The 19,012-nt window shown below is 63.0% G+C and carries 25 protein-coding genes and 1 tRNA gene; 12 read left to right on the top strand and 14 right to left on the bottom strand.

Features of this window, described 5'->3' with window-relative positions; genetic code table 11:
• Positions 1 to 100: 100 nt before the first annotated feature.
• The 3 genes from ABH945_RS07605 to ABH945_RS07615 are packed head-to-tail and all read right to left on the bottom strand — an operon-like array spanning position 101 to position 1,006.
• Entirely contained in the window at positions 101 to 469 is a 369-nt protein-coding gene (locus ABH945_RS07605) for a glyoxalase superfamily protein (RefSeq protein WP_429250174.1), read from the bottom strand.
• 60 nt (positions 470 to 529) lie between these two features.
• The gene (locus ABH945_RS07610) at positions 530 to 772 is read right to left on the bottom strand and encodes a DUF6566 family protein (protein ID WP_429250175.1); all 243 of its coding nucleotides are present in this window, start codon (positions 770 to 772) and stop codon (positions 530 to 532) included.
• Positions 773 to 808: 36 nt separating this feature from the next.
• Positions 809 to 1,006, bottom strand: coding sequence for a hypothetical protein (locus ABH945_RS07615; protein ID WP_074763819.1), 198 nt, complete (start codon positions 1,004 to 1,006; stop codon positions 809 to 811).
• A 292-nt stretch (positions 1,007 to 1,298) separates the two neighbouring features.
• On the opposite strand from ABH945_RS07615, the gene ABH945_RS07620 reads away from it, so the two are divergent.
• Entirely contained in the window at positions 1,299 to 1,655 is a 357-nt protein-coding gene (locus ABH945_RS07620) for a hypothetical protein (RefSeq protein WP_429250176.1), read from the top strand.
• Between the two features lie 65 nt (positions 1,656 to 1,720).
• On the opposite strand, the gene ABH945_RS07625 is transcribed toward ABH945_RS07620, so the two are convergent.
• The 4 genes from ABH945_RS07625 to ssuD all read right to left on the bottom strand — a co-directional run bounded on the left by ABH945_RS07625 (position 1,721) and on the right by ssuD (position 5,063).
• The gene (locus ABH945_RS07625) at positions 1,721 to 1,936 is read right to left on the bottom strand and encodes a TOBE domain-containing protein (RefSeq protein WP_074763818.1); all 216 of its coding nucleotides are present in this window, start codon (positions 1,934 to 1,936) and stop codon (positions 1,721 to 1,723) included.
• 39 nt (positions 1,937 to 1,975) lie between these two features.
• A complete protein-coding gene (locus ABH945_RS07630) occupies positions 1,976 to 3,010 on the bottom strand; it encodes an ATP-binding cassette domain-containing protein (protein WP_429250177.1) in 1,035 nt (344 codons plus the stop codon).
• Entirely contained in the window at positions 3,010 to 3,831 is an 822-nt protein-coding gene (gene ssuC, locus ABH945_RS07635; RefSeq protein WP_074763816.1) for an aliphatic sulfonate ABC transporter permease SsuC, read from the bottom strand. The genes ABH945_RS07630 and ssuC overlap by 1 nt, the downstream gene beginning before the upstream one ends.
• A 74-nt stretch (positions 3,832 to 3,905) precedes the next feature.
• Complete coding sequence (gene ssuD, locus ABH945_RS07640) at positions 3,906 to 5,063, bottom strand: FMNH2-dependent alkanesulfonate monooxygenase (protein WP_429250178.1); 1,158 nt, start codon at positions 5,061 to 5,063, stop codon at positions 3,906 to 3,908.
• Between the two features lie 562 nt (positions 5,064 to 5,625).
• On the opposite strand from ssuD, the gene ABH945_RS07645 reads away from it, so the two are divergent.
• Positions 5,626 to 6,051, top strand: a complete 426-nt coding sequence (locus tag ABH945_RS07645; RefSeq protein WP_074763814.1) for a hypothetical protein — start codon at positions 5,626 to 5,628, stop codon at positions 6,049 to 6,051.
• Between the two features lie 105 nt (positions 6,052 to 6,156).
• Here the strand turns inward: ABH945_RS07645 and ABH945_RS07650 are convergent, their stop codons facing one another.
• Together ABH945_RS07650 and ABH945_RS07655 are read right to left on the bottom strand one after the other, a co-directional pair.
• Complete coding sequence (locus tag ABH945_RS07650; protein WP_429250179.1) at positions 6,157 to 7,293, bottom strand: enoyl-CoA hydratase/isomerase family protein; 1,137 nt, start codon at positions 7,291 to 7,293, stop codon at positions 6,157 to 6,159.
• A gap of 142 nt (positions 7,294 to 7,435) precedes the next feature.
• Positions 7,436 to 8,185 carry a TetR/AcrR family transcriptional regulator gene (locus tag ABH945_RS07655; protein ID WP_083379943.1) on the bottom strand — a complete coding sequence of 250 codons (750 nt, stop codon included), beginning with the start codon at positions 8,183 to 8,185 and terminating at the stop codon, positions 7,436 to 7,438.
• A 134-nt stretch (positions 8,186 to 8,319) separates the two neighbouring features.
• Here ABH945_RS07655 and ABH945_RS07660 point away from each other — a divergent pair, with 134 nt between their 5' ends.
• A complete protein-coding gene (locus ABH945_RS07660) occupies positions 8,320 to 9,294 on the top strand; it encodes an NAD-dependent epimerase/dehydratase family protein (protein ID WP_429250180.1) in 975 nt (324 codons plus the stop codon).
• Positions 9,295 to 9,426: 132 nt separating this feature from the next.
• Here ABH945_RS07660 and ABH945_RS07665 read toward each other — a convergent pair whose 3' ends face one another.
• Positions 9,427 to 9,873, bottom strand: a complete 447-nt coding sequence (locus ABH945_RS07665) for a DUF1488 domain-containing protein (RefSeq protein ID WP_429250379.1) — start codon at positions 9,871 to 9,873, stop codon at positions 9,427 to 9,429.
• 134 nt (positions 9,874 to 10,007) lie between these two features.
• A complete protein-coding gene (locus ABH945_RS07670; RefSeq protein ID WP_429250181.1) occupies positions 10,008 to 10,286 on the bottom strand; it encodes a hypothetical protein in 279 nt (92 codons plus the stop codon).
• A gap of 321 nt (positions 10,287 to 10,607) precedes the next feature.
• Between ABH945_RS07670 and ABH945_RS07675 the strand changes: the two genes are divergently transcribed.
• Entirely contained in the window at positions 10,608 to 10,799 is a 192-nt protein-coding gene (locus ABH945_RS07675; RefSeq protein ID WP_074763810.1) for a hypothetical protein, read from the top strand.
• Between the two features lie 63 nt (positions 10,800 to 10,862).
• Positions 10,863 to 11,249, top strand: a complete 387-nt coding sequence (locus ABH945_RS07680) for a hypothetical protein (RefSeq protein WP_074763809.1) — start codon at positions 10,863 to 10,865, stop codon at positions 11,247 to 11,249.
• Positions 11,250 to 11,294: 45 nt separating this feature from the next.
• Here ABH945_RS07680 and ABH945_RS07685 read toward each other — a convergent pair whose 3' ends face one another.
• Positions 11,295 to 11,633 (bottom strand): DMT family transporter, encoded by a 339-nt coding sequence (locus ABH945_RS07685; RefSeq protein ID WP_074763808.1) that lies wholly within the window; start codon positions 11,631 to 11,633, stop codon positions 11,295 to 11,297.
• A gap of 4 nt (positions 11,634 to 11,637) precedes the next feature.
• Entirely contained in the window at positions 11,638 to 12,135 is a 498-nt protein-coding gene (locus ABH945_RS07690) for a heme-degrading domain-containing protein (RefSeq protein ID WP_429250182.1), read from the bottom strand.
• Between the two features lie 284 nt (positions 12,136 to 12,419).
• Between ABH945_RS07690 and ABH945_RS07695 the strand changes: the two genes are divergently transcribed.
• From ABH945_RS07695 to ABH945_RS07725, 7 genes are all read left to right on the top strand, one after another.
• Positions 12,420 to 12,496 (top strand) — tRNA-Met (locus tag ABH945_RS07695).
• A 408-nt stretch (positions 12,497 to 12,904) separates the two neighbouring features.
• Positions 12,905 to 13,450: an NUDIX hydrolase gene (locus ABH945_RS07700; protein ID WP_074763806.1), complete on the top strand. Its 546-nt coding sequence runs from the start codon at positions 12,905 to 12,907 to the stop codon at positions 13,448 to 13,450.
• 9 nt (positions 13,451 to 13,459) lie between these two features.
• Positions 13,460 to 14,197, top strand: coding sequence for a leucyl/phenylalanyl-tRNA--protein transferase (aat, locus tag ABH945_RS07705; protein ID WP_429250183.1), 738 nt, complete (start codon positions 13,460 to 13,462; stop codon positions 14,195 to 14,197).
• Between the two features lie 116 nt (positions 14,198 to 14,313).
• Positions 14,314 to 15,135: an arginyltransferase gene (locus ABH945_RS07710; RefSeq protein WP_074763804.1), complete on the top strand. Its 822-nt coding sequence runs from the start codon at positions 14,314 to 14,316 to the stop codon at positions 15,133 to 15,135.
• Positions 15,136 to 15,346: 211 nt separating this feature from the next.
• Entirely contained in the window at positions 15,347 to 16,369 is a 1,023-nt protein-coding gene (locus ABH945_RS07715; protein ID WP_429250184.1) for a quinone-dependent dihydroorotate dehydrogenase, read from the top strand.
• A gap of 141 nt (positions 16,370 to 16,510) precedes the next feature.
• Positions 16,511 to 17,305, top strand: coding sequence for a cystine ABC transporter substrate-binding protein (locus ABH945_RS07720; RefSeq protein WP_429250185.1), 795 nt, complete (start codon positions 16,511 to 16,513; stop codon positions 17,303 to 17,305).
• Between the two features lie 157 nt (positions 17,306 to 17,462).
• On the top strand, positions 17,463 to 18,122 hold the full coding sequence (locus ABH945_RS07725; RefSeq protein WP_074763802.1) for an amino acid ABC transporter permease: 660 nt from the start codon (positions 17,463 to 17,465) through the stop codon (positions 18,120 to 18,122).
• Positions 18,123 to 18,174: 52 nt separating this feature from the next.
• Here the strand turns inward: ABH945_RS07725 and lepB are convergent, their stop codons facing one another.
• A complete protein-coding gene (gene lepB / locus ABH945_RS07730) occupies positions 18,175 to 18,873 on the bottom strand; it encodes a signal peptidase I (RefSeq protein WP_074763801.1) in 699 nt (232 codons plus the stop codon).
• Positions 18,874 to 19,012 lie beyond the last annotated feature (139 nt).

Raw genomic sequence — 19,012 nt, forward strand, 5'->3', positions numbered from 1 at the left:
ACTGGGCGCCGCGCATGCAGTATTGATGCCGGCGCCCAGTTGCGTTTACGCGGCTTCACAACAGCCCGCGTGAGCAGTCTGGTCACTTGCTGCCTCAGCGTTATTCCTCTTTCGGCGGCTCGCAGAAGCGGATCCGGTTGCCGAACGGATCGGTCGTCTCCAGCACCTTGCCCCACGGCAATACGTCGATGCCGGGCTTTCCATATTTGTAGTCTTTCGTATGCAGCTCGTCGTGGAACGCGTCGATGTCCTGCATCGGTACCAAAATCGCCGATCCCGGCGTTGCGTCGCCGTGATGCTCGCTCAGGTGCAGGATCAGATCGGAGCGCCGCACCTGCATGTAGAGCGGGAAATTGTCCTCGAAACGGTGCTCCCATTCGACGGTAAAGCCTAGAAAGTCGACGTAAAACTCCTGCGCTTTGTCTTCGGAAAAAATACGGATGATCGGGATCGCGCGTGCAAGATGCACAAAGGTCTCCAGCCAGTTGGAAATGGGGAAATCAGAAAAAGAATCAGCGTGGAATCGCGGTTACGTCGGCAAGCCCGCGTCGATCAATTCGCGCGCGGCCCGTAGCGCCGCCTCGGCCGCCGTATGCTCGGTGGGCCACAGGCTGTCGATGTGCACCAGCCGCCAGTCGACCACCGGGGCGCCGTCGCGCAGCACCCGAAAATGCGCGTTGACGCCGGTCAGCACCTGTTCGACCGCGACTTCGATGTCGTAGTCCTGATAGCGCTCTTCGTAGTCGCCCATGTCGATACCTTTCGGCTTCATGTTCGCCTCCGTGGTTCCGCCGATCAATCTCGCCGGTCAATCGCAATCGCCGGAAAGATATTGCCGGCCGTTGCAGGTTATCTCGATCTCGCCGCTACCCGCTTCGGCCGCGAGGCCGCTCGCCAGCAACTCCGCTTTCACGGACGGCGCCAGTTCCGGCGCCCGCAGGCCGACGCCAATGTCGTTCAGACGCCGCAAGGCTTCGACCGCTTCGGGACTCAATGACTTCGACATGGCCGTCTCCGTCGGAATGATCAATTTATCCTAGCAAGTTTCGGGGACGGTTGTATATGCGCGTTGCATGCGCGTGCGCACGGGCGCGTCGAGGCACGCGCATTGCGTCGTAGCGAGAGGAAACCTGGCTTGAGGCGACGAATCGCAGATGCGCGATTGCATCGGCGTAAAGTGACACAAGCGCGACACGAGCACGACACGTGCAACGTGCGGCCGCTGCCAGATGTCCATCGGAAAACGCGATCCCGCCATGCTCAATACCCGGCGTGCCGCATCGCGAACGGAGGGCGAAATGAAGCGAAGCAAATGGACCCTGCTGAGCGCAGGCGTCGCGCTAACCTGGATCGGCACCGTCAGTGCGCCGGCGCTTGCACAGACGATCGACGTCGTACGCGCCGCCCAAGCGGCTCAGGTGGATAAAATTCAGGTCGACAAAATCGCCCAGTCCAATCCCCCGCCCGCGCCGCGTGGCACCCAGTCGCCGATGGTCAAACCGCCCGACGCGGCGGCCGGCGTCAATGGCCAGAATGGCGCCGATAGCGCGCCCAGCGCCACCAACCCCGACAACATGCCGATCAAGCGCCCGGACAAGCCGACCAACGACAAGATGAGCCGTCCGCCGCCCGCGAGCGGCGCGAATGCGAAATAACACGGGCTTTACGGCGCGGCGGCCCGACGGGCACCAATGCGCACCGATGCGCCGTCGTCTGCCAGTCAAAGCCGCGCGATCGACACCTCGGTCGACTTCACCAGCGCGACGACTTCCGAACCGACCTTCAGTTCGAGTTCGTCGACCGAGCGCGTAGTGATCACCGACGTGACGATGCCGAACGGCGTTTCCACATCGACCTCGGACACCACCGATCCCCGGATGATTTCCTTGATCTTGCCTTTGAACTGATTACGTACGTTGATAGCGGAAATGCTCATAGCGAGTGGCTCCAGTAAAGCGATTAATGACAGCGAAAGTCAGACGGCCCAGCGGACGTCGGTTGGCTTGATGGAGCGGCCTTCGTCACGCGCGTCGTAGATGCGTTGTGACAACGCATCGTCGTTCGGCGCGGTTTTCAGCACACGTTGCAGCACGTGTTCTTCGAGCGCGGCAAATCCCGCCGACGCCCGTGCGCGCGGACGCGCCAGCGCCACCGGCTGATCGAGCGCGATACGCCCTTCTTCGATCAGAAGAATCCGGTCGCCGAGCGCGACGGCTTCATGCACGTCGTGCGTGACCAGCAAGGCGGTGAACTGGTGAGTACGCCACAGGCGTTCTATCAGCGCGTGCATTTCGATCCGCGTCAACGCGTCGAGCGCGCCGAGCGGCTCGTCGAGCAACAGCAACTGCGGACGATGCACCAGCGCCCGCGCCAGCGCGACCCGTTGACGCTGCCCGCCGGACAACTGCGCAGGCCAGTCGTTCGCGCGTTCGAGCAGGCCGACTTCGGCGAGTACGGCGCGCGCATCTTCGCGCGCACCGCGGCCGAGGCCGAGCATCACGTTCTGCAGCACGCTCTTCCACGGCAGCAGACGCGCGTCCTGAAACATGATGCGGGTGTCGAGCGGACCACCATCGGCGGCGCGCTTTTCGAGTACACCGGACGTGCTCTTTTCAAGCTCCGCCACCAGTCGCAGCAACGTCGATTTGCCGCAACCGCTGCGGCCCACGATCGCCACGAAACTGCCCCGCTCGATCGACAGATCGAAATCCTCCAACACCGAGCGCTCGCCGTAGCGCTTGCCGACTCCGCGCAGTTGGACCGCGTAGTCGGCGGGGCTGCGGGCGTCGTTACGCGCGTCTTCACGGGTCAGTGCACCGGCCGGTTGACTCGCCCCAGCCTGCGGGCGCTCCTCCGTCTGCGAAAGCGTTTGTGCATGCGTCTGATCGGCGTACTTGCGATCGGCCGCCTGAGCCGCTTCATGACCGGCGATGCGGGGCTGCGCCAACTCGGCTTCGAGGTCGCGGCCCGCGATCCCGCCGAACGACGTCGACCATGTTGTCGCGCTCATCATTTCGCTCCTGTTTGATAAGCCGGATGCCAGCGCAGCGACACGCGCTCCAGCCCCTTCGCGAGCACGTCGGCGAGTTTGCCGAGCGCCGCGTACAGCAGAATGCCGACCACCACCACATCGGTTTGCAGGAATTCGCGCGCGTTCATCGTCATGTAGCCGATGCCCGATTGCGCGGAAATAGTCTCGGCGACGATCAGCGTGACCCACATCAGTCCGAACGCGAAACGCACGCCGACCAGAATCGACGGCAACGCGCCGGGCAGAATCACATGCCGGTACAGCGCGAAACCCTTCACGCCGTAACTGCGCGCCATCTCGATCAGGTTGGCGTCGACCGAACGGATTCCGTGAAACGTGTTCACGTAGATCGGGAAAAACACGCCCAGCGCGACGAGCAGCACCTTCGCTTCTTCCTCTATGCCGAACCACAGGATCACGAGGGGAATCATCGCCAGCGCGGGGATGTTGCGGACCATCTGCACGGTCGAGTCGAGCGCGATTTCGATCGGCTTGAACAGGCCCGTCGCGAGTCCGAGCACGAGCCCAATCCCGCCGCCGATCACGAAGCCCGACACCGCGCGCCACGTGCTGACCTTCACGTCCGCCCACATCTCGCCGGACTGGATCAGCGACCATGCGGCCTTCACGACCGCGAGCGGTTCGGGCAGCACGCGGGTGGACAGCACGCCGCTGCGCGCGGCGAATTCCCACGCCAGCAGAATGGCGAGCGGCGCGAGCCACGGCGCCAGATGTGCGCCGAAACGGCGCAGCGCACTGGCGCCCGAAACCCGCTGCGCGGTCACACTCGATGAAGCCATGATTGCGTTCCTCATTGCTTGCCGACAATCAGCGGAGTCCGTTCGGACTCGCGGAGATTTTCAGCGCCATGCGTTCAGCTCGCGCTGACCGCTTCCGGCACATGGTGATTGCCGATGATTTCGCCGAACGGCCCCGACAGCGGTCCGTTCGACACTTTGACCTTGCGGTCGAGCAACGGGAACACGAGTTCGGCGAAGCGATACGACTCTTCGAGATGCGGGTAGCCGGACAGAATGAAGGTATCCACGCCGAGCGCCGCGTATTCGTTCATCCGCTCCACGACCTGCTCGGGGCTGCCGACCAGCGCCGTGCCCGCGCCGCCGCGCACGAGACCCACGCCCGCCCACACGTTCGGATAGACCTCGAGTTCCTCGCGGCTGCCGATCTTGCCGCCGTGCAGCGCGGCCATGCGGCGCTGTCCTTCGGAGTCCATCTTCGAGAACGAGGTTTGCGCCCGCGCGACGGTTTCGTCGGTGAGACGGCTGATCAGCTTGTCGGCCGCAGCCCACGCTTCTTCTTCCGTTTCGCGGACGATCACGTGAAAGCGGATGCCGAACTTGATCTCGCGGCCATGGGCGGCCGCGCGGGCGCGAACGTCGGCGATCTTCGCCGCGACCGCTTCGGGCGGCTCGCCCCACGTCAGATATGTGTCGATATGCTCGCCCGCCAGGTCGTGCGCAGCCGGCGACGACCCGCCGAACCACAGCGGCGGATGCGGATCCTGCACCGGCGGATACAGCACCTTGCCGCCCTTCGACACCAGATGCTTGCCTTCGAAGTCGATCGACTCCTTCTTGTGCGATGCCGTCAGCAGCTTGCGCCAGATGTGCAGGAATTCGTCGGTGATTTCGTAGCGCGTGTCGTGATCGACGAACAGACCGTCGCCTTCCAGTTCGACCGTATCGCCGCCCGTCACCACGTTGATCAGCAGACGTCCGTTCGACAGACGGTCGAAGGTCGACGCCATCCGCGCGGCCAGCCCCGGCGACGACAGACCCGGCCGAACCGCCACCAGGAACTTCAGACGTTTGGTCGCGGCAATCAGACTCGACGCGACCACCCATGCGTCTTCGCACGAACGGCCGGTGGGCAGCAGAACACCGTCGTAGCCGAGCGTGTCGGCGGCGACGGCGATCTGGTTGAAGTAGTCGCTATCGGCTGCGCGTGCGCCGCGGGACGTGCCGAGATAGCGGCTGTCGCCGTGAGTCGGAATGAACCAGAACACATTCATTTGCTGCTCCTGCTGATTCGAAACTGGATTGAATGGAGACGGTGCGCGAAGCGCCTCTCGCACACGCCGGCCGCGCGCATCCAGCCGGCCTGCTTCAAGCCCTGGCCGGGCGATGCTGCGCAAAAAAGGACAAGAATCTGAGCGGTGTGGAACCGGCTTACCGGCGACTGTGCGAGCCGCGGCACTCACGTTCCGTACGCGGGGTACAACGCGTGCGGCCGCTACGGCCAATGAGGCAGGTATGGCGGATGAAGATCGGCATCAGGCAGGACATCACAACGGCTTCCCTCGACCAAACGTGCGCGTCACGCGCTCGACTCAACGAACGACGGCAACAATTGCCGTCTGTATGAAGAAGCAGTCTATGGATCGTGCCGCGGCTTTTGAACGATTTTTTTTAGCTTAGGTTTTCCACTTTCGTGATTAGCCCGACGCTAAAGCATACGGGTGTTGCGCTTTAAGCACGCGGAAAACAAGGGACCCCTATATATAATGGCGCTCGTTTTCCAATAACCCGGTACAGGCCGCGAACCACGCCGCCTGTGCCCTGGCGGTGCAATGCATGCAAAAACTCATTCTGCCTTTTGTTGCCGGTTTTCTGGCTTCGCTGTTCTTCCATGAATCGACGCTGGCGCTGATGCACGCAGCCGGCCTGATCGACCCAACCGGATTTTCCACTGCGCCGTTTTTGCCGCTCGGCTTGCCCGAGTTCATTGCCAACGCTATCTGGAGCGCGTTCTGGGCGGTGCTGATGGCGTGGCTGCTGCGCGTCGCGCCGCATCATCGTGCGCCGTGGGTGCCGGCCTTCGTGTTCGGCGGGATCGTGCTGACGGCGGCGAGCGTGTTCGTGGTCGATCCGTTGCGCGGTATCTGGCCGAGCGGCAATATGCTGCCGCGCCTCGCGGTAGGTTTCGCGGCGAACGCGATGTGGGGCTGGGGCGCGCTGGTGTTCATGCGCGCGTTCATGGCGAGCGAGGACGAGGAATAACGCCGTGCCATGATTCGCCTCAGAACGATGTTGCGGCGGACGGTTCTGCGGCTGACAGATGACAAGGTAAAAGCGGGCGGCAATTCAATTGCCGCCCGCTTTTTTTTAACCCCGCAGATCGCGCAGCGGATGTTCGGCGGCCGGCCACGGGCTTTCGAACATCTTCTCGACATCGGTGGCGCTCACGTCTTCGATGCGCGCGAAACGCCAGCGCGGCGCATTGTCCTTGTCGATGATCCGCGCGCGAATGCCTTCGACCGAATCGCCCGCGAGAAAACTGGAACGCGTCAGATCGAGATCGCCGCGCAGCACCTCGGCCATCGAGCCTTCGGCACGCGTCACCACTTCCAGCGACACCGCCATCGACAGCGGCGAACGTTCGCGCAACACGCCGATGGTCTGCTCGGCCCATCCGGCGGCATCGCCGTCGCGGGCGCGCTCCTTTTCGAGCGACGCAAGAATTCGCGCGACATCCGGCAGCGAGAAATGCCGGTCGATCAACGCACGCGCATTCGCGAGCGGCGAAGTTTCGGGACTCGGCGTTACCTGATACGCGAGCGCCTCGCGCTCGACACAGGCCACCACGTCCGCGCCCCGCTCGAACGGTTCGCTGCGCAAGGTTTCGATTAGCGCAGGCAACGCGTCTTCATCGATATAGACGTCGGCGAGACCGGCGTAGAGCGCATCCGCCGCGCCGATCGTCTCGCCGGTCACCGCCAGATAGCGGCCGATCGCGCCAGGCGTCCGAGCCAGAAACCAGCTCGCGCCGACGTCGGGAAACAGGCCGATACGCGTTTCGGGCATCGCCATTTTCGTCGACTGTGTCACGACGCGCAGGCCGCCGGTTCGATGCGCGCCCTGCGAAATCCCCATGCCGCCGCCCATCACCACGCCGTTCATCAGCGCGATATACGGCTTCGGATACGTGAAGATCGCGTGATTGAGGCGATATTCCTCGGTGAAAAACGTATCGCGCGCGTCATGTTCGCCACGTTGCGCCGACTCGTACAGAAAGCGGATATCGCCGCCTGCGCAGAACGCGCGCGGGTGCTGGCTGCGGATCACGACCGCCTGCACGTCGGGATTCTCGCGCCACTCGTCGAGCGCCGCGTGAATCGCGCGGATCATGCCGGTCGACAGCGCGTTGAGCGCCTTGGGCCTCTCCAGTTCGATGAAACCGATACGGTTGGCTACGTGCGTCACGACTTCGTCGCTGACAGCGGGCGAGGCGGAAATGGACATGGAGAGCTAGGCGCGACGGCGCGAAATAAGGTGGAACTGAACGTTATCACGCGGGGGCGGATTTGCGGTTGGGGCCGGGCGGAGAGGTTATTTCCGCGAGGCTGCGCAATTTTCGAGGGTTTTCTGCTGGCTTTTCTCGCGGTTATCCCGTGACAGGAAGCGCAGGCTGCGGCGTCTTGTGTGCGGCTCCCAACCAGGCGTTCAGTGCCACGTCCACCACCGTCTCGAGCGGCGCGCCCGGAAACACCGGACACGTGAGGTTCAGCGCGACGATCCCGTGCATGGTCGCCCAGAACGCCTCGGCCCACACGGCGGCATCCGTCGATGCCGGCAGCCGCCCGGTCGCTTTGAGTTCTTCGAGCGCGGCGATCATGATGTGAAGCGCTTCAGCGCCGGGGTCATCACTATTTGCGTGCGACGCGTCGGCGGTCTGATCCTGTAAATCACCGTCAGCCGTTTGCGCCGACGGCACGCCTCCCGCTCCGCTCCCGGACACGTCAACCGCCCTCGCCTTCGCCGCGCCACCAAATGCCGCGCCCGTATAGCTCGGATCCTCCATGAAGATCAGCCGGTACGTTTCGGGATGCGCGACTCCGAACGCGACATAAGCCCGCCCGAACGCCTTGAGCCGCTCCGCCGGATCGACGATGGCCGCGAGCGGCTCAAACGTCTTCAGCAATTGTGCAAAGCCCTCTTCGCACAACGCGTGGGCGATCTCGTCGCGGCTCGCGAAATGCAGATACAGCGTGGCGGGCGAATATTCGATGGCGTCGGCAATCTTGCGCATGGACAGCGCGGCAAAGCCCTCGCGCATGACGATGCGCCGCGCGGCGTCGAGGATGCGTTCGCGCAGTGCCTGTTTCTGGCGATTTTTTCTTTCAGCGATTCCCATGGCAGCCATTTTCGATTTGACAAACTGAAAAGTCAAATTAAACTGAACACCGTTTATTGAACGGTGTTCAGTAACTTTTCAATCGACAGTCGAATGCATCTGCGCGCGATACGGCGCCTTCTTGAGGAGTTGTCATGCAAGTCACGGGAAAGATCGGTTTATTCGGCGCAGCGGGCGCGGCGGGACAAAGCATCGCGGCGGCGCTGAGTGCGGCGGGACGCGACTACCGCGTGGTCGGCCGCTCGCGGGAGCCACTCGACTCGGCCTTCGGCCACGACCCGCACGCGGAGATCGTCACGTGGAATCCCGACGACCCCGCTTCGATCCGCGCCGCCGCAGCCGGTTTGCAGACCGTGATCTATCTCGTCGGCGTACCGTACGACCAGTTCGCCAAACATCCGCCGCTAATGGAGAGAACGCTGGCCGGCGTCAAGGCGGCGGGCGTCGAACGCTTCATTCTGATCGGCACCGTGTATCCGTATGGCCGGGCCCGCGCCAATCCGGTGAGCGAGGGGCATCCACGGGAACCGCATACGTTCAAAGGGCAGATGCGGCTCGCGCAGGAGAACCTGGTGCTGGCCGCGCACGGGCAGAACGGGCTGTCGACTCTGGTGTTGCGTCTGCCGGATTTCTACGGCCCAGGTATCGAGCGCAGCCTGCTGAACGGCGTGTTCGACGGCGCCGCGACCGGCAAGCGCGCGCAGGTGCTCGGCCCGGTGGATATGCCGCACGAGTTCATCTATCTGCCGGATATCGGACCGGTGGTCGAAACGCTCACGCGCACGCCCGGGGCTTATGGGCGCTGGTGGCATCTGGCGGGCACGGGCACGATTACGCAGCGCGAAGTCGCGCGGCAGGCGTACGCGCTGGCGGGCCGCGAAACCAGGCTGACGGTCGCGGGCAAGACCATGCTGCGCGTGCTCGGCCTCTTCAATCCGCTCATGCGTGAACTGGTGGAGATGAACTATCTGATGACCGAACCGCTCGTGCTGGACGATTCGGCGTTGACGAGCCTGATCGGCCCGATCGCGAAGACTTCGTACGAGGAGGGAATCCGGCGTTCGTTCGATGCCGCCCGCGCCGCCGCGTCGGCGGGCCACGCGGCGTAGCGGAACGCTTCGTTAAGCTGTGCCGGGACGTGCGATGAACGATCAGGACACATTGGCAGGCCGCCTGTCAGGAATCGTTCGATAACCGCTGCAAACCACCGCCGACGTATGAATTCGCGAGAGTGCGCCGGGCTAATCCGCCACGTTTCCAGGCGGAAAGTGGCCGCTCTTGAGCAGAACCGGAGTGCCGTTGCTGATCTGAAGATGTTCGCGCGCCACCGCCTCGATGCGGGGACGGCCGGCGTCGAAGGCGCGCATCCAGCCTTCGAGGTCTTCGGAATAGGCGCCGAAGTGATCTTCGAGTGCTTCGACCGAGATCGCGCACGGCACCGGTTCGCCGTCCACCAGCGCGGGAAAGACAACGGTCAGATTGGCGCCGCGGTAAGCAGGCGCGTCCGCGGGAAACCGAATTTCCATGGTCGCCTCATCAGAAGGTTCCGGCAGGAGAGCGGCGCCCGCGACAAACCGCCGGCCGCCGCCGACCCCGCTATGGTACTCGCGGCCCCGGACGGCGGTCCAGCCTGCCGACGGGCTTTTGTCAGCGTTTTGAAGAGCACGTTTTTCGACGGAAAGAACCATCTTCACGCGGGAATTCTCGTGGACGTTCCCGCGCACGCGGGCATCGGTTTCCTGAACTGCGCTACCGGATCCTTCGTCGAATACGTCGTGAATTTCGTTTCCAGCACCACCCTGCTCTGAATTGCGTACCGCCATCAAGCGCCTCCCAACAGACGGTCGACATAATCGCGCGCCGCCTGCTCGACGAAAACCAGCGCTTCCTCTTCGCAGCCGAATCGTTGCTCGTCGCCAAGCTCGAGCAACGTCTCCATCCGGTGCGGATCGTCCGGGCCCTGTTCGGCAAGGCTCACCGATCCGACATACGTGCCGGCTTTCGCGCTGTCACCCGCCGCCGGCGTTCCGACCGCCGGCACGAGACGCGCGGCGGCGCTGATGTAATAGCCGCGATAGGGACCACTTACCCGTTCAGCCATATTCGTTCTCCTCGTTGCAATTGATGGACGGATGCCGCGTCGGTCATCGCCCGGCAGTGCGTGCGACTCTCGCCCTACGCTCAGACAACACGGCATCCGCATCCGAACCTGCAAAGCGCACGCCACACCCGCGCGCCTCTTCTCTCAATGAGCCAGTAACGACAAATATCGATAAGTAAGGCGCGCCGACGACCAATAAGTTCGGTGCAACCGGCAAGCGCTGGCCATCGGATCGCACTTGTTGCGCCCGCGCGGGTCGAATGGTCGGCGGCACGATCCGTGCTGAGTGCAACCCGCCTTTTCGAGACTAGCGAGCGCAATATGGGAAAATATTTTCTGCAGAACCGCGAATTGCCCGAGCCCGATGCGGCAAACAAATGGTTTGCGTACGCCGAAAGCCACGGCATCGACATTCCGAAAGCCATCAGCATCTGGGAAGACGCGGCCTCCGAAGACGGCGCTGAAAGCCGCCGGCTGGTCAGCGCAGCGGGCATCACGATCGAAACGCCGTGACTCGGGGCTCACGTCCTGAGCAGAAGCGGCAAGCCCGAATTTCAATCTGAAAGGAACATCACAATGCAATTCATGACGCAACCGCGCCGCACCGGCCTATTCCGTCGTATCCAGCCAGGCGTCGCGCTTGCTCTCGTTCGTCGTGCATCGCTGTCGGCCGCACTGCCCGCCGTCATTCTGATGGGCGCGGGCTTGGCGGGCTGTGCGTCGTCGAACACGACTTCTCTGATCAATCTGCCGAACGGCCAGACCGGTTTCGCGGTGAATTGCAGCGGCGCAGACGCCAATTCCAGCTGGGCGTCCTGTTACGTGCAGGCCGGCAAGGTGTGCGGCGCGACCGGCTACGACATCGTGTCGAAAGACGACGAAAGCGGCGTGACGGGCGGCAGCATCACCAACGTCGTGTCGGCCAACGTCAAAAACCGCTCGATGATCGTGCGTTGCAAATAAGCGCAAGGCGAGCGCAAGCCGTGAGCTTGCGCCTGTTCGAAGGCGTCAATGCGCCTGCATCTTCGAAAAGATGTTCAGCACGGCGACGCCCGCAATGATGAGCCCGAGCCCGATGATCGCGGGCAAGTCCGGCACCTGCCGGTACAGCAGTAACGCGACCAGCGTGATCAGCACGATGCCCGCACCGGACCACACCGCATACACGATGCCGACCGGAATACTTCTGAGCGTCAGCGACAGGCAGTAAAACGCGATGCCGTAGCCGATCACCACGACCGTCGACGGCCACAGCCGCGAAAACCCGTCGGAGGCGCGCATCGCGGATGTCGCGATCACTTCGGCGACGATGGCGATCCCGAGCAATGCATAAGGAGGCACCCGCATCGCGTCAGGCCTTCGCGAGCGCGAGCTTGCTGTAGTCGTGGCCGAGATGCGCGCATAGCGCCTCGACCACCAGTTCGTGATCGGCGCGTTGCGGCAGACCCGACACGGTGATCGAACCGATCACGCCCGCGTTTGCGACCGTCAACGGAAACGCGCCGCCATGCGATGCGTATTCCGTAGCGGCCAGGCCATGCTTGTCGGCGAGCGTGCTGCCAGCTTGCTGCATCTTCAAACCGATCGCGTACGAACTGCGGCGGAAATGCGCAACCGTGTTGCTTTTACGGCGAGCCCAGTCGACGTTGTCGGGCGTCGCGCCGTCGAGCGAACTGAAAAACAGCGGCTGCCCGAAGGTACGCACGTCGATGGCCGCCGCGATGCCGCGCGCCTTGGCGACTTCGTGCAGATAAGCGCCGATTTGCCACGCGCGGTCGGCGTCGAATTGAGGGAACACCAGGGTGCGTTCCTGAGCGGCAATAACCTGCAGATCGTGTGCGATATCCATGGAATTCAGAGCAAGGTAGGAGTTCAGGCGCTCGCCGTCATGCCTGTGAGCATGAATGCCTGCATGCGTGGCGAGCCGCGAAGGGAATCTGGATTCTAGCGCAGCGTATGGCACGGCCCTGTGCGCTCTCGACACGTGCTAATAGGAGCGGCGGCTTCTCCGGAGTCACATCGTGACGCTACGCAATCGCCGCGCGGCAGTCGGCCGGCGAGTCGATTGAAGCCATTTCTTAAATAGCTATTGCGTTGGCATACGCGGTACGCTATACTCTTTTCTTCGACGGACGCGGGGTGGAGCAGTCTGGCAGCTCGTCGGGCTCATAACCCGAAGGTCGTAGGTTCAAATCCTACCCCCGCAACCAAGTAACACTCACTGGTTCGAGACGTCGAAAAAACATTCAAGGCTTGCCAATTCGGCAGGCCTTTTTTGTTTGCGCCGTCGTCAGTCGATGATGGCTAAATGCATTTGCCATGCGCGAGTCAGTTCCGTTCTTCATGCGCCTCTCGCCCCCCTCCTCCGCAATCGCAAAACCACCTCGTTCGCGCGGCCACGCGCATCGTCGGACTCGAGCTTTCGAATCAACTCGCGCGGCCTTTCGCGTCATCCGCATGCACGCAAAATATCCGGACTACGAATAGAAAACCCTTCTATCCAAGCACTTTCGCACCCGCGCACTCCCAATCCGCATGTCCCGCAGGATCTTGCACCCAAGCTCAGAAAAAGCTCAGCCCGGTGATAAACTCCTAACACTCTTTCCAGTCCCCCTCCTATGAAATTCTGTTCTGTCTGCGGTCACGGAGTCAGTCTGAGCATTCCACCGGGCGACAACCGCGAGCGCTTCGTCTGCGGCAGTTGCGGCACCGTGCATTACCAGAATCCGCGCAACGTGGTCGGTACCGTCCCGGTGTGGGACGACAAGGTGCTGCTGTGCCGTCGCGCGATCGAACCGCGCTATGGCTACTGGACGCTCCCCGCAGGCTTCATGGAAATGGGTGAAACGACCGCTGAGGCAGCCTCGCGCGAAACGCTGGAGGAAGCCGGCGCGCGCGTCGAGGTACAGAGCCTGTTTTCGCTGCTGAACGTGCCGCACGTGCATCAGGTGCATCTGTTTTATATGGCGCGACTGCTCGATCTCGACATTGCCGCCGGCGAGGAAAGCCTCGAAGTGAAGCTTTTCGAGGAACACGAAATTCCGTGGGACGAAATCGCGTTCCCAACGGTCGGCCAGACCCTGCGTTTCTTCTTCGCCGACCGCTCCGCCGGCAGCTTCGGCCTGCACACGGGCGACATCTTCCGCTCGCTGCGCGAAGGTTGAGCGGCGCGCATGGTTCCCTGGCTCGGCGCTGACGATCCGTTCCCCCCTGTCGAACGCGCACTTGGCGCGGCCAGCGGCGCACCCGGCCTGCTCGCGGCCAGCGCCGACCTGCTGCCGTCACGCCTGATCGACGCCTACCGGCGCGGCATTTTCCCCTGGTATTCGGACGGCCAACCCGTGTTGTGGTGGAGCCCCGATCCGCGCATGATCCTGCGCCCCGACGACTTCAAACTGTCGCCGTCCCTGCGCAAAACGCTCAAGCGCGTGCTGCGCGACGACGCATGGGAAATCCGCGTCGACCACGACTTTGCCGGCGTGATGCTCGCGTGCGCACAGGCGCCGCGTCGTGGCCAGCGCGGTACGTGGATCACCGCCGACGTGATCGAAGCGTATTCGTCGCTGCATCGGGTGGGCGATGCGCACAGCATCGAGACCTGGTTCGAAGGCAGGCGCGTGGGCGGTTTATATGGGGTGTCGTTCGGCCGGATGTTCTTCGGCGAATCGATGTTCGCGGAGGTCACCGATGCGTCGAAAATGGCGCTGGCCGCGCTTGTCGGACACTTGCGACGTCACAAAATAGAAATGATAGACTGCCAGCAGAACACGTCGCATCTGGCGTCGCTAGGCGGTCGCGAGATAGCGCGCAAGACGTTCGTCGCGCATGTTCGCGCGTCTGTCGGCGCACCGGCCATTCCCTGGCGCTTCGACAAGACCGCGTTGCTCGACGTCGTCACGCGGGCGGCGTAGGAAGAATCAGGCCGAATCCGGATCCGCCGTCTACCGGGCCGCGGGTCACGAGCCGCGAGTTTCAGATCGCAAGGCGCCGGGTTTGCATTACCAGAGACGCTTCGAGAGCTGCCAACGTGACTCATCCTAACGAGCTGCCTCTTTCCCCGCTTTCAGCGCTGCAATTTTATGCAACGGCGCCTTATCCCTGCAGTTATCTGGACGGGCGTATCGCGCGCTCTCAGGTCGCCACACCCAGTCACCTGATCAACTCCGACGTCTATACCGATCTCGTCAAGGCCGGCTTCCGGCGCTCGGGTGTCTTCACGTACCGCCCGTATTGCGACGGCTGTCGCGCGTGCGTGCCGGTGCGCGTGCCGGTCGACCAGTTCGAGCCGAACCGTACACAGCGCCGGGTCTGGAAAAAGCATGGCGAGATGATCGCCACGGTCGCGCCGCTTCATTACGACGAGGAACATTACGCGCTGTATATGCGCTATCAGTCGGCGCGGCACGCGGGGGGCGGCATGGACCGCGACAGCCGCGATCAGTACGAGCAGTTCCTGCTGCAAAGCCGGATCAATTCGCGGCTGGTCGAATTCCGCGAGCCGCTGCCTGACCGGCCGGATGTGCCGGGCATTCTGCGCATGATCAGCATGATCGATATTCTCGGCGACGGCTTGTCGTCGGTGTACACGTTCTTCGAGCCTGGATTGGCCCATACCAGCTTCGGCACTTACAACATCTACTGGCAGATCGAGCAGGCGCGCAGCCTGAAATTGCCGTACGTCTATCTCGGCTACTGGATTCGCGAGAGTCCGAAGATGGCCTATAAGGCGAATTTCCGGCCGCTGGAGGGCTTGATCGACGGCGACTGGCAGGTGCTGGACCCGGCTGGAGTGGAGTTGCCTCCGGTCGATCTGGCGATTCATGGACGGCGGGGGCCGCTTAAGCCTTAGGGGCGGTAGGTTCGGGCAGCGATGGTTTCCGGTCGCTGCCGGTAGAAAGCGTCTTACTCGAGGTTCTAGCTGCCCCTTTTCGTCGCTCCGGACAGCCAGCCCGCCTCCACCGCCCCCGCCAAATCCACCCCTCCGATCCACTCTGTCTCATTACCGCGCCAAAGCCGGTAAAATGGCGGGTTCCCATTTTTCGGCCGCCCGGCTTCGTCCCGTGTTCAGTTCCCTCTACCCGCTCGTACGCGCCCAACTCTTTCGCATGGACGCGGAAGACGCTCATCACCTCACCTTGCGTATGCTCGGCGCCGCCGGCCGTACCGGCCTCGCAGGCGCGTTCGCGCCGCGCGTGCCGGATTCGCCGCGTACCGTGATGGGGCTGACGTTCCGCAATCCGGTCGGGCTCGCCGCGGGCCTCGATAAGGACGGCGCCTGCATCGACGGGCTGGCTGCGCTCGGCTTCGGCTTTATCGAAGTCGGCACCGTTACGCCGCGCGCGCAGCCGGGCAACCCGCGTCCGCGCATGTTCCGTCTGCCGGAGGCGGGCGGCATCATCAACCGGATGGGGTTTAACAACGCGGGCGTCGACCAGTTCGTGAAGAACGTCCAGGCCGCGCGCTATCGCGGCACGCTCGGGCTGAACATCGGCAAGAACGCCGACACGCCGATCGAGCGCGCCGCCGAAGACTATCTGTACTGTCTCGAACGCGTTTACCCGTTCGCGAGCTACGTGACGGTCAACATTTCGTCGCCGAATACGAAGAATCTGCGCCAGTTGCAAGGCGCGGGCGAGCTGGATGCGCTGCTCGCCGCGCTCAAGGACAAGCAGCAGCGCCTCGCCGACATGCACGGCAAGCTGGTGCCGCTCGCGCTGAAAATCGCACCGGATCTCGACGACGAGCAGATCAAGTCGATTGCCGACACGTTGCTGCGTCACAAATTCGAAGGCGTGATCGCCACCAACACCACGCTGTCGCGCACGGCCGTCACCGGGATGCAACACGGCGACGAAGCGGGCGGCCTGTCGGGCAAGCCGGTGTTCGATGCGTCGAACGAGGTGATCCGCAAGCTGCGCGCGGAAGTCGGCGACACGGTGCCGATCATCGGCGTCGGCGGAATCTTTTCGGGCGAAGACGCGCGCGCGAAGCTCGCGGCCGGCGCCGCGCTGGTGCAGCTCTATACTGGGTTTATCTATCGCGGACCGGCGCTGGTCGCCGAATGCGCGCAGGCGCTGCGCTAGGCTGCGGTGCAGCCGCCCAGGTCGGGAGACTTATGCGGCTTGCAAGGAATATAGACATAAACAAACGGTATTTACGTTTCGATAGTCTCGTTTGTTATGCTCTCGTCCGTTAAAACGCCAGACGAACAACAAAGGAACACGATGAAATTTGGCCTGCTGAAAAAGATTCTCGTCGCCGGTCTGATCGGCGCGTCGTTCACCGCCGTCACAGCGCACGCCGACGACCTGCTCGATCAGGTCAAGCAGCGCGGCACGCTGCGTATCGGCCTGGAAGGCACCTTCCCGCCGTTCAACTCGAAAGCGCCGTCCGGCGAACTGGTCGGCTACGACGTCGACATCGCCAAGGCCGTGGCGGCGAAGCTCGGCGTGAAGCCGGAGTTCGTCACGACCGAGTGGAGCGGCATCATCGCCGGTCTGCAGGCGGGCAAGTTCGACGTGATCGTCAACCAGGTCGGCATTACCGACGCGCGCAAGCAGGTGCTCGATTTCTCGCCGGCTTACACGTATTCGGCCGCGCAACTGATCCAGCGCAAGGACGACACGCGCGACTTCAAGACGCTCGACGACCTGAAGGGCAAGAAGCTCGGCGTCGGTCTGGGCACGAACTACATGGATATGGCGAAGTCGGTGCCGGGCATCGATGTGAAGACGTATCCGGGCGCGCCTGAATATCTGCGCGATCTGGCCGCCGGCCGTCTGGATGCGGCGCTCAACGACCGCCTAATGCTCGCGTACCTGCTGAAGAACTCGCAATTGCCGTTGCGCACCGGCTCGAACGTCGGTCCGGGCAATCCGTCGGGCATTCCGTTCAAGAAGGGCAATCCGAAGTTCGCCAAGGCAATCGACGACGCAATGACCCAGCTGGAAACCGATGGTACGTTCGCGAAGATCTCGGACAAGTGGTTCGGTATCGACGTCAGCAAGCCGATCAAGTAAGACTCGTGGGATGAAGCAAGGGGCGGCATCGTCAACGATGCCGCCCTTTGTGCTTTTGCAAGCTTGAATATCAGGTAAGCCCCCACCCCGCCAACCCACGCTTTATCCGCGCCAAAGTTTATGATGTGCGCTTTGCGCGCCAATTCGATCTCCGCTCATGTCCACCACCTCCCTGCTCGTCCAATCGCTCCCTGTGCTCGCGCAGGGCGCTCTCCTGACGGTCAAGTTCGCGGTTCTGTCGATGTTCTTCGGCCTGATCGCCGGCGCCGTGCTCGCGTTGATGGGCGTCAGCCACAGCCGTCCGCTGAACTGGCTTTCGCGTATCTACGTGAGCGTGATGCGCGGCACGCCGCTGCTGGTGCAGATTTTCGTGATTTATTACGGCTTGCCGAGTTTCGGTATTTCGCTCGACCCAACGCCCGCCGGCGTGATCGCGCTGTCGGCGAATGTCGCGGCGTATCTGTCGGAGAGCATGCGCGGCGCGATTCTCGGGATTCACGACGGCCAGTGGCTGGCCGCGTATAGCCTCGGCCTGTCGCGCCGTCAGACGCTGCGCTACGTGATCGCGCCGCAGGCGTTGCGCATTGCAGTGCCGAGTCTGTCGAACAGCCTGATCAGCCTGATCAAGGACACCTCGCTCGTGTCGGTGATTACCGTGACCGAACTGCTGCGCAGCGCGCAGGAAATCATCGCGTCGACGTATCAGCCGCTGCCGCTTTATCTGGCGGCCGCCGCCGTGTACTGGGTGCTGTGCCAGGTGCTGGAATGGGTGCAGCGCTGGTATGAGCGACGGCTTGCTTTGCCGTCGCGGCACTGAGCAGACTCTTCGGCGTACCCACCGTCACTCACCGGCACCGGGCCGCTTCGACCTAGCGGCTCGCCACCTTCGACTGCCCGTCCAGAGACGCACCAAAACGCTCGAAACGCGGCTCGTAGTAGTGATCCGGGTCGAGCGAAAAAGCGACGTGACGCGTGCGTCCCATCAACTCGTTCCGCGGAAAGAAGCCGAAATAGCGCGAATCCGCGCTGTTATCGCGGTTGTCGCCGAGCATCAGATACTCGCCTTGCGGCACCGTGACCGGGCCGAACGAATCGCGCGGACTCGGCGCTACGACCGACAGGCGCACGGTATGCGCAACGTCGCCGAAATGCTCGGTCAGATACTCGCCGGGTGACGCCGCGTCGCCCGGCAGCGGCGTCAGTTTCAGCGGTCGATAATCGGCGCGCAGGCCGTTCACGTACAGCACGTTGTCGCGCATCGCGACAACATCGCCGGGCAGGCCGATCAATCGCTTGACCAGCAACTCGTGCGCGGCCGACGAATCGATCGTGACGATGTCGCCGCGCTGCGGATCGTGTAAATGCGCGATCGTGATATGCGTGAGCGGCACGCGCAAATCGTAGGCCATCTTGTCGACCAGAATCCGGTCGCCTTCGCGAATGGTCGGCAGCATCGAGCCGCTCGGCACGACGTTCCAGTCGGCCACGGCGCTGCGAAACAGCACCATCAGAAAGATAAACGCGACGAGGCTTTTATTCTCGCGCCACAATTTCCCGGCTATGCGCATGGCAAGCGGCTCCCGTTCCAGTGAAAAGTATTCAAAAGCGGCGGGCATGCTGCGCGGTTTTCGCGTTCGCATGCCCACGTAAATCGTATCACCGCGCGTCTAGCTACGGCTCCGGCGCGGGCTCCAGGCGACGCACACA

The organism is Paraburkholderia sp. GAS333 (assembly GCF_050435665.1).
In the GTDB taxonomy this organism is placed as follows: domain Bacteria; phylum Pseudomonadota; class Gammaproteobacteria; order Burkholderiales; family Burkholderiaceae; genus Paraburkholderia; species Paraburkholderia fungorum_A.

Coding starts and splice junctions, on each gene's coding strand:
- ABH945_RS07660 (WP_429250180.1), top strand. CDS start 8,320: ATGCAAGTCACGGGAAAGATCGGTTTATTCGGCGCAGCGGGCGCGGCG.
- ABH945_RS07645 (WP_074763814.1), top strand. CDS start 5,626: ATGCAAAAACTCATTCTGCCTTTTGTTGCCGGTTTTCTGGCTTCGCTG.
- aat (WP_429250183.1), top strand. CDS start 13,460: ATGGTTCCCTGGCTCGGCGCTGACGATCCGTTCCCCCCTGTCGAACGC.
- ABH945_RS07625 (WP_074763818.1), bottom strand. CDS start 1,936: ATGAGCATTTCCGCTATCAACGTACGTAATCAGTTCAAAGGCAAGATC.
- ABH945_RS07650 (WP_429250179.1), bottom strand. CDS start 7,293: ATGTCCATTTCCGCCTCGCCCGCTGTCAGCGACGAAGTCGTGACGCAC.
- ABH945_RS07655 (WP_083379943.1), bottom strand. CDS start 8,185: ATGGGAATCGCTGAAAGAAAAAATCGCCAGAAACAGGCACTGCGCGAA.
- ABH945_RS07725 (WP_074763802.1), top strand. CDS start 17,463: ATGTCCACCACCTCCCTGCTCGTCCAATCGCTCCCTGTGCTCGCGCAG.
- ABH945_RS07680 (WP_074763809.1), top strand. CDS start 10,863: ATGCAATTCATGACGCAACCGCGCCGCACCGGCCTATTCCGTCGTATC.
- ABH945_RS07700 (WP_074763806.1), top strand. CDS start 12,905: ATGAAATTCTGTTCTGTCTGCGGTCACGGAGTCAGTCTGAGCATTCCA.
- ABH945_RS07685 (WP_074763808.1), bottom strand. CDS start 11,633: ATGCGGGTGCCTCCTTATGCATTGCTCGGGATCGCCATCGTCGCCGAA.
- ABH945_RS07610 (WP_429250175.1), bottom strand. CDS start 772: ATGAAGCCGAAAGGTATCGACATGGGCGACTACGAAGAGCGCTATCAG.
- ABH945_RS07720 (WP_429250185.1), top strand. CDS start 16,511: ATGAAATTTGGCCTGCTGAAAAAGATTCTCGTCGCCGGTCTGATCGGC.
- ABH945_RS07630 (WP_429250177.1), bottom strand. CDS start 3,010: ATGAGCGCGACAACATGGTCGACGTCGTTCGGCGGGATCGCGGGCCGC.
- ssuC (WP_074763816.1), bottom strand. CDS start 3,831: ATGGCTTCATCGAGTGTGACCGCGCAGCGGGTTTCGGGCGCCAGTGCG.
- ABH945_RS07615 (WP_074763819.1), bottom strand. CDS start 1,006: ATGTCGAAGTCATTGAGTCCCGAAGCGGTCGAAGCCTTGCGGCGTCTG.
- ABH945_RS07665 (WP_429250379.1), bottom strand. CDS start 9,873: ATGGTTCTTTCCGTCGAAAAACGTGCTCTTCAAAACGCTGACAAAAGC.
- lepB (WP_074763801.1), bottom strand. CDS start 18,873: ATGCGCATAGCCGGGAAATTGTGGCGCGAGAATAAAAGCCTCGTCGCG.
- ABH945_RS07620 (WP_429250176.1), top strand. CDS start 1,299: ATGAAGCGAAGCAAATGGACCCTGCTGAGCGCAGGCGTCGCGCTAACC.
- ssuD (WP_429250178.1), bottom strand. CDS start 5,063: ATGAATGTGTTCTGGTTCATTCCGACTCACGGCGACAGCCGCTATCTC.
- ABH945_RS07690 (WP_429250182.1), bottom strand. CDS start 12,135: ATGGATATCGCACACGATCTGCAGGTTATTGCCGCTCAGGAACGCACC.
- ABH945_RS07675 (WP_074763810.1), top strand. CDS start 10,608: ATGGGAAAATATTTTCTGCAGAACCGCGAATTGCCCGAGCCCGATGCG.
- ABH945_RS07670 (WP_429250181.1), bottom strand. CDS start 10,286: ATGGCTGAACGGGTAAGTGGTCCCTATCGCGGCTATTACATCAGCGCC.